A 15,953-nucleotide genomic window follows, 5' to 3' on the forward strand; every position below is an offset into this window, starting at 1 on the left:
TTATTTCCGGCATATGATATCATTTAATTTTATATACAAAAGAAAAGTATTTGAGTAATTGTAATCATAACAATTTTAAACGATAGAGGATGATAATAGATTGAATAATCATAGTAAAACACCTGCCTGTATATATACGTATGCATTTCGTGAGGAGGAGCGTGCTTTATGTTACTTGGAAATGCGCTCGTTCTTTGGAATGGAGTCCCACGTTAATATTTTAAAAAGTGATGTCAAAATTGACCCGAGTAGAAGTGCGTTTATTAAAGAGCGAATTGAAGTTATGTATGAAGGGGACGACTTAGAAAGCATTTTAAAACAAGTGGAACAAATTGATTTGGCGGGAGCGACGTTCAAAGTCATCTTCGTTAAAATTAATGACCTCGTTGGAGAGAATAAAATTGAATATGGAGAAAGACGTCTTATTGAAAGAGACCTCGGCATGCATATTGAAGGAGAAGCGGATGTTCGTAATCCAGAGCGTGTATTCGGGATTGTTCCTCTTGGAGGACGCTGGTACTTCGGGCACTATGTAGAAAGCGAACCAGTTTGGTATCATCACATAAAAAAACCGCATAGCTATTCGACATCACTTAGCACACGTGTTGCGAGATCAGTTGCAAATATCGCTGTACCAAATCCAGAGGGAGTACGAGCAATTGACCCGTGCTGCGGTATTGGAACAGTAGTAGTAGAAGCACTTTCTATGGGGATTAACATCGTTGGTAGAGATATAAATCCACTTGTAGTTCTTGGAACGAGAAAAAACATCGCACATTTCGGATTTGAAGGAACAGTAACAAAAGGACCAATCGAGGAAATTACTGAGAACTACGACGTTGCCATTATCGATATGCCGTACGACCTATTTACGCATGCCACACCAGAAGACCAGCTCTCCATTCTTTCAAGTGCGCGCCGCATCGCTAAAAAGGTAGTCGTTGTAACGATGGAGACAATGGACGACATGATCCATGAAGCAGGATTTGAAATTACAGATCGCTGTATTACAAGAAAAGGATCATTTACTAGACAAATTCTTGTTTGTGAATAGAAAGAGAAAGGTCACCCGTTTGGGTGACCTTTTTAGTGTAGTTTGATGTGTGATTGGTTGGCAGTTTGTAGGCGGCGATAAGTTGATATTGTGATAGGAGAATCTATTACTGTTCTTTTAATTTCTCTTGTTGTGCGATTAATAAATTGCGCAAGATGTGCCCGCGGTAACTTTCTAGTTTTCGTCCTTCATGATAGCGTACGCCTAATTTTTTTAGTTCAGCTACGTACCAGCCCTTTGTTCCATAATACATGGGATCACTTCCTTTTTGCTTTTGAACAGTATATGTTGGGGGGCGAAGTAACTTTACATTGAAAATAATAAGACTGGTTGTATCAAGGGGGCCCCATAACATAGCCTCTGGACAGTGTATAAAAAAATAGACAGTAATGTATGCTTTTTTAAACAATGTATACAAATTTATACCCTATGCGTTGGCATGATATTTGCAATGAAAAGAGTATCAACGTATAGGGGAGAGATCGAAATGAAGGTTAGTAAAATATATACAACGATTGATGCACACGTAGCTGGGGAACCACTTCGAATTATTACGGGCGGAGTGCCAGAAATAAAAGGGGAAACGCAGCTGGAAAGACGCGCGTACTGTATGGAACATTTGGACCATCTTCGTGAAGTTCTGATGTATGAACCGAGAGGGCATCACGGAATGTACGGTTGTATCATTACACCGCCAGCAAGTGCTCACGCTGATTTTGGCGTATTATTTATGCACAATGAAGGCTGGAGTACGATGTGTGGTCACGGTATTATCGCTGTTATTACAGTTGGAATTGAAACAGGCATGTTTGAAGTAAAGGGGGAAAAACAAAAGTTCATTATTGATAGCCCAGCTGGGGAAGTCATTGCGTATGCAACATATAACGGGAGTGAAGTAGAATCTGTATCATTTGAAAATGTTCCTTCATTTGTATACAAAAAAGACGTTCCTATTAAAATAGATAACTATGAATTTCAAGTAGATATCGCGTTTGGAGGAGCATTTTACGCTGTTGTAGACTGTAAAGAATTTGGTTTGAAAGTTGATTTTAAAGACTTGCCCGCTATTCAAACGTGGGGCGGTAAAATTAAACATTATATAGAGAGCAAAATGGAAGTGAAGCATCCACTTGAAAAAGGATTAAAAGGGATATACGGCGTTATTTTCTCAGATGAACCGAAAGGAGAAGACGCAACTTTACGAAATGTAACAATCTTTGCTGATGGGCAAGTAGATCGTTCTCCTTGCGGTACAGGAACTTCCGCAAGAATCGCAACTCTTTTTGGAAAAGATGCTTTACAAAAGGGAGAAATTTTCGTCCATGAATGCATTACTGACGGGAAATTCGAGGGGGAAGTATTGTCGGTAACCGCAGTAGATACATATGAAGCTGTCGTTCCGAAAGTAACGGGGCATGCATTTATTACAGGGTTTCATCAGTTCGTTGTAGATCCGAGAGATGATTTGAAACGGGGATTTTTGTTAGGATAGAAGGAGGAGGTGGAAAGATATGCTAGTTATAAGCGCGAACGAACAAAGAAACTTAGTAAATATGAATGAAGTTATTGAATACGCGGCGCTTGCTTTAAAAGAATTTTCCGCAGAAAGAACGATTACACCAATAAGGGGCTCATTACCATTTGCGAACGAGCAAAATACGGCATTAATTATGCCTTCAGTAGCGGAAGGACTTGAAGCACTTGGAGTAAAAATAGTAACGGTAGTCCCGCAAAATAAACAGGTAGGAAAGAAAACGATAAACGGGATTGTGATGCTATCAGACTTTCAAACGGGAGAACCGCTCGCACTTTTAGAAGGATCGTACTTAACGATGATCCGAACAGGCGCCTTATCAGGAGTAGCGACAAAATATTTAGCTCGTCATAACGCAAAAACTTTATGCATAATCGGGACAGGAGAACAGGCGAAGGGGATTGCTGAAGCTGTATTTGCGGTAAGAGCTATTGAAAAAGTCATTTTATACAATCGAACAGAAGAAAAAGCGTATGCATTTGCGCAATATATACAAGAGAAATTAGGCAAACCAGCTTACGTTTACAAGGATCCAAATGAAGCGATATGTGAAGCAGACATCATCGTCACAACTACGAATGCATCCACACCAGTCTTCTCAGAAAAACTACAAAAAGGCGTCCACATAAACGCCGTCGGCTCATTCAGACCGAGCATGCAAGAACTACCCTCACACGCCATCACAAGCGCAAACAAAGTAGTAGTCGAATCAAAAGAAGCAGCACTAGACGAAACAGGAGACCTTCAAGTTCCGATAAAAGAAGGTCTATTCAAAGCAAACGCCATTCACGCTGAACTTGGTCAAATTATAAGCGGAGAAAAAGCTGGTCGCGAAAATGATGAAGAGATTACTATTTTCAAATCAGTTGGTTTAGCGGTAGTAGATATTATCGTTGCGAAGTATTTGTATGAGAGAGCGGTGGAGCAAGGAGTAGGGAATAAGATTGAGTTTTGAGACTGCCTTTTGGTGGTCTTTTTTTCAATTCATCAAATGTCATGATAACCTCCTAAATGTGTTTTTTGTCTTTAATCCCATTCTACATTTTCGATCATATAAAACAATCATTTTAGAGGGATTTTCTGTAAGCTGCTAGTTTTTTAACTCATTTTATGAGGCTACTTATTCGTGGTCTTTTTATTTTCTCCTCCGCATAAATATAGTTTATCGCAAGAATGCATTAATAGATTACAAACTTTCTACCTTTGCGAAAAAGTTTGACAATACATACCGGTAGTGGTAATTTAAAACCTATAAGAAAACTCGGTATTAATTCCGAGTTTTCTTATAGGTGTAAATAGTCGAGAGGGGTCGAAATATGAAGAAGAAGTTGTTTGTATTACCATTTGTCCTACTATTATTTATTGCATTAGCTGCTTGTTCAGGGGAAAAAGATTCGAAGCAAGCGGGCACTAGTAAATCAGGGACTCCGAAAGATGGAGGGGCGTTAACGATTGGTGTTAGCGATAATCCAGATACGATGAATCCGCTTTATGCGAATGATCGTGTGTCATTAACTGTGCAGCAAGCTTTATATGCGCCGCTATATCATATGGAAGACGGTAAGAAAAAGTTTGTTCTTGCTGAGAGCTTTACGCCTTCAGAAGATCAATTAACGTGGACATTGAAACTAAAAGATAATTTGAAATGGCATGATGGTAAGAAAATTACATCAGACGATATTGCATTTACATTCCAATCTATTTTAGATGAGAAGCAAAATAGTTCAAGCCGTGAAAACTTTATTTTTAAAGGAAAGCCGCTTGAGGTGAAAAAGGTAGATGAGTTAACTACTCAATTCGTTTTACCACAAGTAAGCGCATCTTTCGAAGGTGTGATGAATGATTTCTTCCCAATTCCGAAACATGTATTTGAAGGGGAAGCAGATTTAGCGAAGAGTAAGAAAAACTTACAGCCTGTAGGTTCAGGACCGTTTAAGTTTAAAGAGTATAAATCAGATGAGTACGTTGCATTAGATCGATTTGATGATTATGTAGGTGGGAAAGCTAAATTAGACTCTATCGTATACCGCGTTGTAAAAGACCGTAATACAGCAAATGTTTCACTGCAAAATGGTCAAATCAACATGAAGATGATTGAGCCGCAAGACTTTAAGAAACTAGATAGTACTGGGAACTTCTCAATGGTGACATTCCCTGAAGGTAGATTATTCTACTTATCTTATAACATGAATACAGATTTGATGAAGAAAAAAGAAGTGCGCCAAGCAATTGCGCATGCGTTAGATAAAAAAGAAATGATTAACTCAGCATTCGTTTCAGGTGAATTTGCAGAACCAGCAAATTCAATCTTAACGCCAGACGCTATGTATTATGCGAAAGATATTAAAGACTATAAGTATGATAAAAAAGAAGCGAAAGATTTATTAGCAAAAGCTGGCGTGAAAGATAACGAAAAAGTACGTGTGATGTATGTAACGAATAATAAAATCATGGAAAGCTTAGCGTTATATACACAACAAAAATTAAAAGAAGTTGGCTTAGAAGTTGAACTAAATGCATTAGATGCTAGTGCGGCAAGTGAAAAAGGCTTAGATAAAGAAAATAAAGAATATGACATTACATTTGGTGGTTACATAATGGGACCTGAGCCAGATTCATATAAGAGCTTATTCTTAAGTAATGCTGAATACAATTATGCCCGATATAAAAACGCTGATTTCGATAAGTTATGGGAAGAAGCTGCAGTTGAAACAGATAAAACAAAACGTGCAGAGCTATACCATAAAATTCAAGAGACAGCTAGAGAAGACGTACCTTATCTACCAATTGCGTATCCGAAAGCAGTTATTGCAGTAGATAAAAAGTTTGATGGATTAAAAGAAGCGAAAGCAATTCCTGTCACAATGTTTGAAGATCTATCTAAGATTTATGAAGTGAAATAAGAAACAATAAAGAAGCTGGTGGAAATCAGCTTCTTTAGCTTGAGGGGGGAAGTTTGTGTATAAAGTAATTGCGAAGAGGCTTTTAAATGCAATTCCGCTTTTATTTGTTATTTCTATTATTTCTTTTTTATTAATAAAGCTAGCGCCGGGGGATCCCGTTCGAAACTTTGTAACGCCAAACATGAGTCCAATTGATGTGGAGCGTATTCGCAAAAGTTTAGGACTAGATCAACCAATTTACGTGCAGTATTTTTTATGGTTAAAAAACATTTTAACAGGAAACTTTGGATACTCACTTCAAAATCATCGTCCTGTTTTAGATCTTATCACAGAAAGATTACCTGCAACAATTGGGTTAATGGGATCATCTTTACTCGTCTCATTCGTAATTGCAATACCACTTGGACTATTTACAGGTGTGAAAAAGAATTCATTCTTTGACCGCATTGTAAACTTTATTTCATACGTTGGTATTTCTATGCCGGTTTTCTGGTTTGCACTACTATTAGTCTACTTATTCTCTTTAAAATTGAACCTACTTCCGAGTATGGGTATGCGCACCGTAGGTAAAGATTCTGTCTGGGATATTGTGCAACACGGCATTTTACCTTGTATGGTGTTAGCATTCCAAAACGTATCTGTTTATATGAGATATATTCGTTCAAGTACGATTCAGCAATTAGAAGAAGAATATGTACAAATTCAATATGCGTACGGCGCTTCAAAGAAAACGGTGTTATTTAATCACGTACTTCGAAATGTATTAATACCGATCATTACAATTTTCGGATTATCGATTCCAAGTTTAGTAGGCGGAGCGTTCATTACGGAAACAGTATTCTCATGGCCGGGGCTTGGTTCACTTGGGGTAAATGCTATTTTTAGATTTGATTATCCGATTATCATGGCAATTACATTACTATCATCATTCATGTTAATTCTCGGTAACTTAATTGCTGATATTTTATATGGCGTAGTAGATCCGCGCATTCGAATGAGGGGGTGATTTGGAATGAATAATAGGAGATTTCAAACGATAAAACATAGCTTTACAAAAAATAAGTTTGTTGCAATGGGAGTTATTATACTTGCGATTTTAACGGTCGCATCAATTTTCGCATTCGTGTCGCCGTACGATCCTAGCAAAATGTCGATTCCAGATCGCTTACAAGAACCGAGTATGAGTCATCCTTTCGGAACGGATGATTACGGAAGGGATTACTTAACGAGAGCGTTATATGGCGGACGAGTTTCACTTGCGGTCGGTTTCCTTGCGATGGTTGTTTCTATTACAATCGGTACTGCAGTTGGAACAATTAGCGGGTATTTTGGCGGAAAGTTAGACAACTTTTTAATGAGGGTTGTTGAAGTACTTATGTCAATTCCATCATTCTTTTTAATGCTACTATTAAATGCGTATTTAAAACCAGGAATTACGACGTTAGTTCTTATTATCGGATTACTAACATGGATGGACACCGCCCGTATTGTAAGGGCAGAAACGTTATCTGTAAAAGAGCGTGAGTACGTTTTATACGCAAAAGTATCAGGACAAAAATCACTTATGATTATTGTAAGACATATCATTCCTAACATTTTATCAACCATTATTATCGCCGCGACATTAACGATTGCGACATCGATTTTAATGGAATCATCACTTAGTTTCCTAGGTTTAGGTATTAGAGAACCAGATTCTTCTTGGGGCAGCATGCTAAACAATGCGCAAGGATATATTGGTGAAGCTTGGTATTTAACACTCTTCCCAGGATTCCTTATCCTTTTAACGGTACTGAGTTTTAACGTAATTGGTGAAGCATTGAAGAAAGCTTTCGCACCAAAAGGAGCCGGACATGAAAACTAAAGTGTTAAGTGAAGGGAGTGAGAAGTGTGTCTGAAAAACTACTAGAAGTGAAAAATTTAAAGACTTCTTTTTTCATAGAAAGTGGCGAAGTTGAAGCGGTTCGCGGCGTTACATTTCGCTTAAATAAAGGAGAAGTAGTCGGTATCGTTGGGGAATCTGGAAGCGGAAAGAGTGTAATGGCGAAGTCCGTTATGTCTCTCGTTACGTCACCAGGAAAAGTGAAAGAAGGAGAAATCCTTTTTCATAATGAAAACATACTTTCTAAATCTGAAAAAGAATTGCGTTCTATTAGAGGAAATCAAATTTCACTTATCTCTCAAGACCCAATGTCAGCGCTAAATCCAGTCGTGAAAATTGGGAAACAAATGACGGAAGTAATTATACGTCATCAAAAAGTGAAAAAGAAAGAAGCAGAGCAGATCGCGATTAACTTGTTAAAACAAGTCGGCCTTTCGTCACCAGAAGAAAGGGTAAAACAATATCCGCATGAACTAAGCGGTGGTATGAAGCAGCGGGTTATGATCGCAATGGCGATGTCTTGTAACCCAGACCTTCTTATTGCGGACGAACCGACGACTGCACTTGATGTAACGATACAGGCGCAAATACTAGATTTAATGAAAAACTTAAAGAACGAAACGAATATGGCGTTACTTCTTATTACGCACGACTTAGGAATCGTCGCGCAAAACTGTACGCGCGTTATCGTTATGTACGGCGGGCTTATTATGGAAGAAGGACCTGTACTTGATATTTTCCAATCGCCGAATCATCCATATACGAAAGGGCTATTAAACTCTCTGCCAAAAATAGCGAACGGCGTAAAAGAAAGGCTCGCTCCTATTCAAGGTGTAACGCCAAACTTATTAAACCCGCCACAAGGTTGCCCATTCGCAGAGCGTTGCCCGCATGCGATGGACATTTGTGAAAAAGAACGTCCGCCATATTTTGAAATCGGAAACGAAAGACGTTCCATGTGCTGGTTAAACGATAAGACAGTAGGTGATTCACATGCATGAAGAAAACTTAATTGAAGTTCGGAACTTAAAAAAGTATTTTCCTATTAAAAAAGGACTATTTGGCAGGAAAACAGAGCAATTAAAAGCAGTCGATGACTTAAGCTTTACAATTAAAAAAGGTGAAACATTCGGGTTAGTAGGAGAATCTGGCTGCGGAAAATCAACGACAGGAAGAAGCATCATTCGTTTACACGACGTCACTTCAGGTAACGTTTTATTCGACGGAAAAGATATCGCAAGTTTAAAGGAAAGTGAACTAAAAGAATATCGAAAAAGAATGCAAATCATTTTCCAAGATCCATACGCATCATTAAACCCGGCAATGAACGTATTCCAAATTATTAGTGAGCCAATGAACATTCATGGATCTTATGAAAAAGAAGAACAAAAAGAAATCATATTAGACCTGCTTAAAAAGGTAGGCTTAAAAGAAGAACATTTATATCGCTACCCGCACGAATTTAGCGGGGGCCAGCGCCAGCGCATTAGTATCGCGCGCGCACTATCTGTAAAACCAGACTTTATCCTATGTGACGAACCAATCTCAGCACTAGATGTCTCAGTCCAAGCGCAAGTCGTAAACATGCTGCAAGACATCCAAGAAGAAACAGGCGTCACATACTTATTCATCGCACATGACCTATCCATGGTAAGACACATATCAGACCGAATCGGAGTCATGTACTTAGGAAACATAGTAGAAATTGCCGATAGTGAAGACCTATACGCAAAACCGGCACATCCATACACACAAGCACTACTCTCATCCATGCCAGAACCAGATCCAACAAACACAGGCAAAGAACGGATCATCCTAGAGGGGGAAGTTCCAAGCCCACTCAACTCACCATCCGGCTGCAAATTCAGAACGCGCTGCAAATTCGCCACTGAAAAATGCGCACAGGAAGTACCGAAGATGGTTGAGATTGCGAAGGGGCATGAAGTGGCTTGTCATTTGTTTTAGGGGGAGAGCACTAGGGGGGACCTGGTGCTTTTTTGTTTTGTGTTGGGGTGTGGGATTGGTTGTTAGTTTAGGAGATAACGCGCTCGAAATTTGTCGGTAAATCGATATGTTGTGTCGAAACGTTGATATATTCGGAGTTACGATCGATATAATTGAATAATCGTTGATATATTTTTGTAAAGAGTGGGATTAGTTGTAGATTAATGTAGAAATTTAATGTTTTCGAAAAAAAGAATTGACTTCTATATTAGTTGTAACTAAAATAGTTACATAAAGGTGTAATCAATTTAGTTACAACTAATATCTGCTAAAAATATGATTTATATATTTAATTAAGGATGGTGGTCCATACGTTGCCACCCGGTGTAGAAAGTTACTAACACATTCAAATCAATGCATATTCCAAGCTTTAGTATTTTCTGTTACGGGGCAATAAGGTGCAATGTTATCTTTTGTTAAAAACCTTGGTGGATCTTTCTTTGGAAATATTAGTTTTGGGGAAATATAGTAAGGTATCTAAAAAAGAACAAGGTATAAAAATATGTACTTATATAAACCAAAAATTTAGTTGAGCTGGATAATAAAAAAAAGGTAGGAGATTTAAATGGAGACGAAACAGGATAACCTTATTTACGTATGGGATGCATATTGTGGATGGTGCTATGGTTTTTCAGAAAGTATTAAAGGATTTTACAAAAACCACACTGAAGTACCATTAACGGTTTTATGTGGAGGGCTATTTTTAGATAATTTACCAATGAAAAACTTCTCATATATAGAAGAAGGAAATAAAAGAATTAATCAACTTACAGGTGCTGAATTTGGTCCTTCCTATCAAAAATTGGTGGAGGAAGGGACTTTTAAAATGAATTCGAAAGATGCTGCAATTGGCTTTTCAGCTTTACGCTCATTAGCGCCAGACCGTTTATTAGAATTCACTTCGGCTATGCAAAAAGCGTTTTATTATGAGGGACAAAGTCTGAGTGATCCTGAAACATATCGCAAGATTGCAATCGAGCATGGTTTGGACCCTGAACAAGTATTAGAACGTTTAAACGCTCAAGAAACAATAATAGATGTCCAAAATGATTTTAATAAAGTTCGACAGCTTGGTGTTAATAGCTATCCTTCCTTACTTTTACAAAAGGATAATCAAATTATTCCTATTGGTGGTGGCGTAATGACGCCGGATAAAATTGAAGCACGTTTTAAAAATTTATATTAAGAAAATTTAGGATATAGTAGCAAACATGTTATCTTAGGCCACCTGACATTCATCTCCGGAATATTCGCCAGTACTATTACACTTTCAGATAAATGGGAGTGGGAGATTTTATCCCGCTTTAACGGGCAGTAAGACCCCCACCTCAAAATTCAGTGGAAGCAAAGAAGTTAGGTGGGGGATCAACTGTCCGTAAAAGTCCGATTGGTTCAACTAATAATCAGTGGGGGATGAACAAAACCCCCACTGATTAAAGTTTCACTTTATCGGAACAAGATAAAAATATGATAATTAGTTAATAACTTTAACAAAAGGAGAATAACATACTATGTTTAAAACAATCGATACAAATCAAAAAGATGTGAAATTAACGGTGTTTAGTTCGGACGAAAAAAGCTTTATGGTCACAGCAACATTAGTTGAGAAAGCAGGACATGCATTTTTAATAAACTCAAAATTTACTCAATCTGATTCGAAAGAAATTGTGGAGTATCTGAAAAAAAATAACTTATCTTTAGATAAAATCTTTATTATTCATGGGGATCCAGACTACTACTTTGGATTAGAGAGCATTAAAGCCGTTTACCCAGAAGCTATAGCGTATGCAACAGAGTCTACTGTTGAACATATCGTTCATTCTGTTTTAGGGAAATTAAAAGTTTGGAAAGACGCCCTTGGAGAAAATGCACCAAGTAACGTGGTATTACCTCAAGTGTTTAAAGAAAAAGCGATTGATTTTCAAGGGTTAACATTTGAACTAGTAGGCTTAGATCATTACAGAACTAGCCTATTTAATAAAGAACTAAAAGTATTAATTGGTGGTATTGATGTTTTTAACGAAATACATGTATTCTTAGCGGATACTAGCTCAAAAGCGGCTATGGAGGCGTGGATTGAGAACTTGAAAGTATTACAAGCATTACATGCTGACATAATTGTACCTAGCCATGGATCAATCGAAAAATCCCTAAATAATCAAGCACTTACTGCGACAATGGATTATCTAAGAACTGCGGTTCAAGCTTCTGAGGAAAGTGGAACTTCAAAAGATTTTGTGGCAAAACTTGAAGCAGCATATCCAGGCTATGCAAATAAAGGTGTATTAGAATTAAGTGCAAAAGTTGTAACAAAAGAAATGCCTTGGGGTTAATGATATGAATAAATATCAAAAGCTATTACATGAAACGTATGTGTTAACTGGCGAAGGGAAATTGGATGCGTTCAAAACGTATTTAAGTGAAAATGTATCTTGGACAGAAGCTGCTGGTTTTCCATATGCAGGTACTTATATAGGTCCAGATGAAGTAGTGAAAAACGTACATGAACGTCTTGGCACAGAATGGGATGACTATAGCGCTAAAGATGAAATCTATGCTTTTAATAACAATACTGTTATCGTGTATGGAAAATATAGTGGGACATATAAAGCTACAGGGAAATCGTTCATAGCAGATTTTTGTCACCTTTATAAGTTTGATGAGAACGATAAGGTTAAGAAGTTTATTCAAATTGTGGACAGTGCAACTGTTAATGAGGTATTAAGTTAGAATGGATCGTTTCTAATATGCCTTGTATAGGGGGAGGTTAGGATAAATGAAATTCCTAACATTACCCCTGACATTACATTTTGGGGAAGGTTTCTCCTTCTTCAAGCTTTTTATAGAAGAAAACTTATTTAAGTAGAAGAGGTAGGTATATATGAAATTAGAGAAAAGTTTAATCATAACAATTATTTCTGTATTTATTTTAGGAGTAGTTTCGACTTTGGTATATCAAGCTTTCACCGGTAATAACAAAGGGAACGCAATAAAGAGCGAGAATGTCGCTTCTGTATCAAAAGAAGTAAAAGAAAATGAAAAGAATAAAAAGATGGTAGTTGATTTCTATAATGAAGTTTTTAACAAACATAATATCGATATTATCCCTAAATATGTTAGCGAAGATTATAAGCAACATAATCCTTTTGTTGCTGATGGACGAAAAGCCTTCATGGATTTCTTTAAGGAGGATTTTGTTAAAAATCCTAATTCCTCTGCAGAGATTAAACGTGTAGTAGCTGAAGGGGATACAGTTGCTCTTCATGTACATTCTCGTACTAATTCTCAAGATAAGGGAGTTGCTATAGTGGATATATTTCGTATCAAGGATGGAAAGATTGTCGAACACTGGGATGTAATTCAAGAGATTCCAAGTGAAGCAGCTAATGATAATACGATGTTTTAGATAGAAGATATATTTAATAATTGTTTAAATGATAGTGCTGTATAGAGTTTAGAAATTTAGATAATTAGTCATCAAATCTGGAAATCATTTAAAAATAGCATATTAAATGATGGCACAAATCAATACGAAATAGCTCTTTAATAAAAAATCCTACTCATTTTTTAATGAGTAGGATTTTTTATTAAAGAATAGTGCTAATTTTGTGGTTCGGCACCATCTAAATTTGGAAACCATGAAAGTATAGGTACTCTATATCCACGTAAAGTAAAATCGTAATTTTTTCCTTCTTTTATGTTTGCTTGCAGATTCACTGAATGAAACTTCATCATAAGAAGGCTATCCTCATTAGAAATAACTTTTTCGGTTCCATTTTTTTGCTCAACCTAGTACAATCTTACCAATTTAAAAAAGACCACCATTACTGGCAGTCCTTTTTTGGTAGTTTTAGAAATTAAATTATAACATATTAATATACAAATTATAAATATACTTTTACAAAAGATACTATAAGTTTTTTATAATTCTTGATTTCTCAATTTCCATTGCATACTGAATTTTCCTGTAAGTATTAATAACTACCATTAAAATTATCAATCCACTAGATTATTAGAAAAAACTGGTTATCTATATAATCATTTGGTAAAATATAGATATAATTTAAGAGGGTAAAGTTAATATAGATCAACTAAGTAATGCTAAGAAAATATTTTATTGCATAAAAAAAAGGCTCCATTGCTGGAGCACTCAAAATAAACAAACGAATTAAAACAAGAAACAGACAATTTAACTATATAGATAAAACATAAATAAATCTATATATATGTAAAAATGCATATAAAAACTCTATTTATTGATGCTATAATAGGTTTACTCGATGATTGTTATATTTTTTTATGGTTTTTAAGCAATAAATACCTTCTTAACACCAAGTGTACAAGAAAAGAAGACATCTTAAGCGATGTCTTCTTTTCTTATATAATAACAACACAATAAAATTAAGATGGTTCAAGTCGGAGGAAGGCACCTTTGGGTGTCTTTTCTTTGTCGAATTTGCCTAATAGGGGCAGCACCACATTGCCATCAAGTTAAAAATTTTTTTCACCCAAAACAAAAAAACGAGCTGAATTTACATAAATAACTGTAGAGAGCTAACAATTTTATTTTGGGAGTACTTTAAAATATTAGCTTGATGGTGATGGGAGAGTACCCCTAAAATGTGAATTTACTATATTAATTTGTTTCTAGTCTTAAAAATGAATAAATTTAACATCAATAGGGATTTTGAGATAAGTCATACGAGATACTTGTAAGCCTTAGCTGAAGTGTAAAATTAATTAAATATCTATCAATAGAATAAATCATATTGATAGATATTTAATATTGTAAATCTGCAAGTTCTTGATGTTATTTTAGTTTTTTATTAATTTCAATATATTTTAGGTTCATGAGTACTTACTGGGGATATTATTAGAAATATGTATTGAATTAAATACAAAGTGTATCTAGTATATTGTCTTTTTCTACCTTGTTGATACCAATATATTTCAGTGTAATTTGTAGGGTGCTCTAATTGAGTATTTCTTGCAACATCGCCATATCTTTTGTTTATAGAACCAATATCCAAAGGTTTTTAAATTATATATGAATAAATTATGCCTTCTTAGATAAAGCAAATCGAGTTCAGATAAACGAAGATTATAGAATACATAATTTTAACTAGACTTATTATTAACTAATTTATCCCCACCACCAAGCTCCGCCTCAATCTGCGAAGTTTTCGATGACTCATCCATACGCCAATACGTAATAAAGCTGATCGCGATACATCCAGCTACGTAGAAGTAGAAGAGTGATTCCATTCCGAGACTTTTTAGCCATAATGCGATGAACTCAGCTGTTCCGCCGAATATCGCGACTGTTAGTGCATATGGTAAACCTACGCCGAGTGCGCGAATTTCAGTTGGGAAGAGTTCTGCTTTTACAATTGCATTAATTGATGTGTAACCAGTAACGATAATGAGACCGACCATCATGAGTAAAAATGCTACGATTGGTTCTGTCGTTTTTTCCATGAAGAAGAAGATCGGTGCTGTTAGTAACGTTCCGAGAATACCGAATGCCATTAATAATGGGCGGCGTCCAATTTTATCGGATAGTAGCCCCGCAATTGGTTGAAGAACTACAAATATAAGTAGTGCGACAAAGTTAATCCAGCTGACAACTTCTTTCGGAAGGCCGACTGTGTTTACCATGAACTTTTGTAAATATGTTGTGTACGTATAAAATGCAACAGTGCCTCCTAGTGTTAGGCCGACTACTGTTAATACTGCTTTTGGGTGTTTCATAAGAGCGCGAACGGTTCCTGCGCTTTCGCGTTTTTGTGATTTTATGTTTGAGAACTGCTCCGATTCATCCATCGTGCGGCGAAGCCATAATACAGCTACTGCGCCCATCGCTCCAATAATGAATGGAATACGCCATCCCCAAGCTTTCATATCTGGTTCGCTTAGTAATTGCTGAAGAACAATTTGAACGCCTAACGCAACCATCTGTCCCGCAACGAGCGTTACATATTGGAAGCTTGAATAAAAACCACGGCGACCACTACTAGCCATTTCAGATAAATACGTTGCGGAAGTTCCATACTCTCCGCCGAGTGATAATCCTTGCAGTAAACGAGCAAGAACTAAAATAATTGGTGCCATAATACCGATGCTTTCGTAACTCGGTGTACAGGCGATAATTAAAGAACCACCGGCCATAACCGTAATGGAAAGGGTTAATGCCGCCCGGCGTCCGTGCCGATCTGCATAGCGTCCCATTAATAAACTTCCGATAGGGCGCATTAAAAATCCAACTGCGAAAATAGCTGCTGTGTTCAGTAACTGACTCGTTGGATCGCCTTTAGGAAAGAACTCTGCTGAAAAATAAACAGCGAAAGCAGAGTAAACGTACCAGTCGTACCATTCAATTAAATTACCGACAGAACCTTTGAAAATATTGCCGGCGACTCGATTAGATTTTACTTGAGCCATACTAATTCCTCCTCTTGCTTATAAATAAAATGATAATTATGAAAGCGTGTTCATTGTAGTTGAATTGTACTGTCCTTTAAATGAAATCTCAATATTATGACAATTTTATTCTTTTTGTACTTTATGAACATGGAG

The 15,953-nt window shown here is 36.7% G+C and carries 15 protein-coding genes and 1 pseudogene; 12 read left to right on the forward strand and 4 right to left on the reverse strand.

Features of this window, described 5'->3' with window-relative positions:
- Positions 1 to 100 precede the first annotated feature (100 nt).
- On the forward strand, positions 101 to 1,054 hold the full coding sequence (locus tag DN399_RS04625; protein ID WP_001059308.1) for a TRM11 family SAM-dependent methyltransferase: 954 nt from the start codon (positions 101 to 103) through the stop codon (positions 1,052 to 1,054).
- Positions 1,055 to 1,160: 106 nt separating this feature from the next.
- On the opposite strand, the gene DN399_RS04630 is transcribed toward DN399_RS04625, so the two are convergent.
- Positions 1,161 to 1,409, reverse strand: coding sequence for a YflJ family protein (locus DN399_RS04630; RefSeq protein ID WP_139849251.1), 249 nt, complete (start codon positions 1,407 to 1,409; stop codon positions 1,161 to 1,163).
- Positions 1,410 to 1,493: 84 nt separating this feature from the next.
- Between DN399_RS04630 and DN399_RS04635 the strand changes: the two genes are divergently transcribed.
- The 11 genes from DN399_RS04635 to DN399_RS04685 all read left to right on the forward strand — a co-directional run bounded on the left by DN399_RS04635 (position 1,494) and on the right by DN399_RS04685 (position 12,783).
- Positions 1,494 to 2,546 (forward strand): proline racemase family protein, encoded by a 1,053-nt coding sequence (locus DN399_RS04635; protein ID WP_139849219.1) that lies wholly within the window; start codon positions 1,494 to 1,496, stop codon positions 2,544 to 2,546.
- A gap of 19 nt (positions 2,547 to 2,565) precedes the next feature.
- Complete coding sequence (locus tag DN399_RS04640; protein WP_086388828.1) at positions 2,566 to 3,543, forward strand: ornithine cyclodeaminase family protein; 978 nt, start codon at positions 2,566 to 2,568, stop codon at positions 3,541 to 3,543.
- 361 nt (positions 3,544 to 3,904) lie between these two features.
- On the forward strand, positions 3,905 to 5,491 hold the full coding sequence (locus DN399_RS04645; RefSeq protein ID WP_016121974.1) for an ABC transporter substrate-binding protein: 1,587 nt from the start codon (positions 3,905 to 3,907) through the stop codon (positions 5,489 to 5,491).
- A 55-nt stretch (positions 5,492 to 5,546) separates the two neighbouring features.
- On the forward strand, positions 5,547 to 6,497 hold the full coding sequence (locus DN399_RS04650) for an ABC transporter permease (protein WP_086388829.1): 951 nt from the start codon (positions 5,547 to 5,549) through the stop codon (positions 6,495 to 6,497).
- Positions 6,498 to 6,503: 6 nt separating this feature from the next.
- The gene (locus DN399_RS04655) at positions 6,504 to 7,355 is read left to right on the forward strand and encodes an ABC transporter permease (protein WP_001065278.1); all 852 of its coding nucleotides are present in this window, start codon (positions 6,504 to 6,506) and stop codon (positions 7,353 to 7,355) included.
- Positions 7,356 to 7,381: 26 nt separating this feature from the next.
- Complete coding sequence (locus tag DN399_RS04660; RefSeq protein ID WP_016121976.1) at positions 7,382 to 8,374, forward strand: ABC transporter ATP-binding protein; 993 nt, start codon at positions 7,382 to 7,384, stop codon at positions 8,372 to 8,374.
- Positions 8,367 to 9,338, forward strand: coding sequence for an ABC transporter ATP-binding protein (locus DN399_RS04665; protein WP_006919776.1), 972 nt, complete (start codon positions 8,367 to 8,369; stop codon positions 9,336 to 9,338). The genes DN399_RS04660 and DN399_RS04665 overlap by 8 nt, the downstream gene beginning before the upstream one ends.
- Positions 9,339 to 9,942: 604 nt before the next feature.
- The gene (locus DN399_RS04670; RefSeq protein WP_000448622.1) at positions 9,943 to 10,563 is read left to right on the forward strand and encodes a DsbA family protein; all 621 of its coding nucleotides are present in this window, start codon (positions 9,943 to 9,945) and stop codon (positions 10,561 to 10,563) included.
- Between the two features lie 325 nt (positions 10,564 to 10,888).
- A complete protein-coding gene (locus DN399_RS04675; protein WP_000477273.1) occupies positions 10,889 to 11,710 on the forward strand; it encodes an MBL fold metallo-hydrolase in 822 nt (273 codons plus the stop codon).
- A gap of 4 nt (positions 11,711 to 11,714) precedes the next feature.
- Complete coding sequence (locus DN399_RS04680; protein ID WP_001046359.1) at positions 11,715 to 12,107, forward strand: nuclear transport factor 2 family protein; 393 nt, start codon at positions 11,715 to 11,717, stop codon at positions 12,105 to 12,107.
- Positions 12,108 to 12,258: 151 nt separating this feature from the next.
- Complete coding sequence (locus DN399_RS04685; RefSeq protein ID WP_120460736.1) at positions 12,259 to 12,783, forward strand: nuclear transport factor 2 family protein; 525 nt, start codon at positions 12,259 to 12,261, stop codon at positions 12,781 to 12,783.
- Positions 12,784 to 12,977: 194 nt separating this feature from the next.
- Here DN399_RS04685 and DN399_RS28300 read toward each other — a convergent pair whose 3' ends face one another.
- The 3 genes and pseudogenes from DN399_RS28300 to DN399_RS04695 all read right to left on the reverse strand — a co-directional run bounded on the left by DN399_RS28300 (position 12,978) and on the right by DN399_RS04695 (position 15,818).
- On the reverse strand, positions 12,978 to 13,112 hold the full coding sequence (locus tag DN399_RS28300) for a hypothetical protein (RefSeq protein WP_000975275.1): 135 nt from the start codon (positions 13,110 to 13,112) through the stop codon (positions 12,978 to 12,980).
- 1,156 nt (positions 13,113 to 14,268) lie between these two features.
- Positions 14,269 to 14,411: pseudogene (locus DN399_RS04690) on the reverse strand (tyrosine-type recombinase/integrase); the annotation flags it as partial.
- A gap of 84 nt (positions 14,412 to 14,495) precedes the next feature.
- Positions 14,496 to 15,818, reverse strand: a complete 1,323-nt coding sequence (locus tag DN399_RS04695; RefSeq protein ID WP_149149353.1) for an MFS transporter — start codon at positions 15,816 to 15,818, stop codon at positions 14,496 to 14,498.
- Positions 15,819 to 15,953 lie beyond the last annotated feature (135 nt).

This window comes from Bacillus sp. AR4-2, assembly GCF_008274865.1.
GTDB classification, from domain to species: domain Bacteria; phylum Bacillota; class Bacilli; order Bacillales; family Bacillaceae_G; genus Bacillus_A; species Bacillus_A cereus.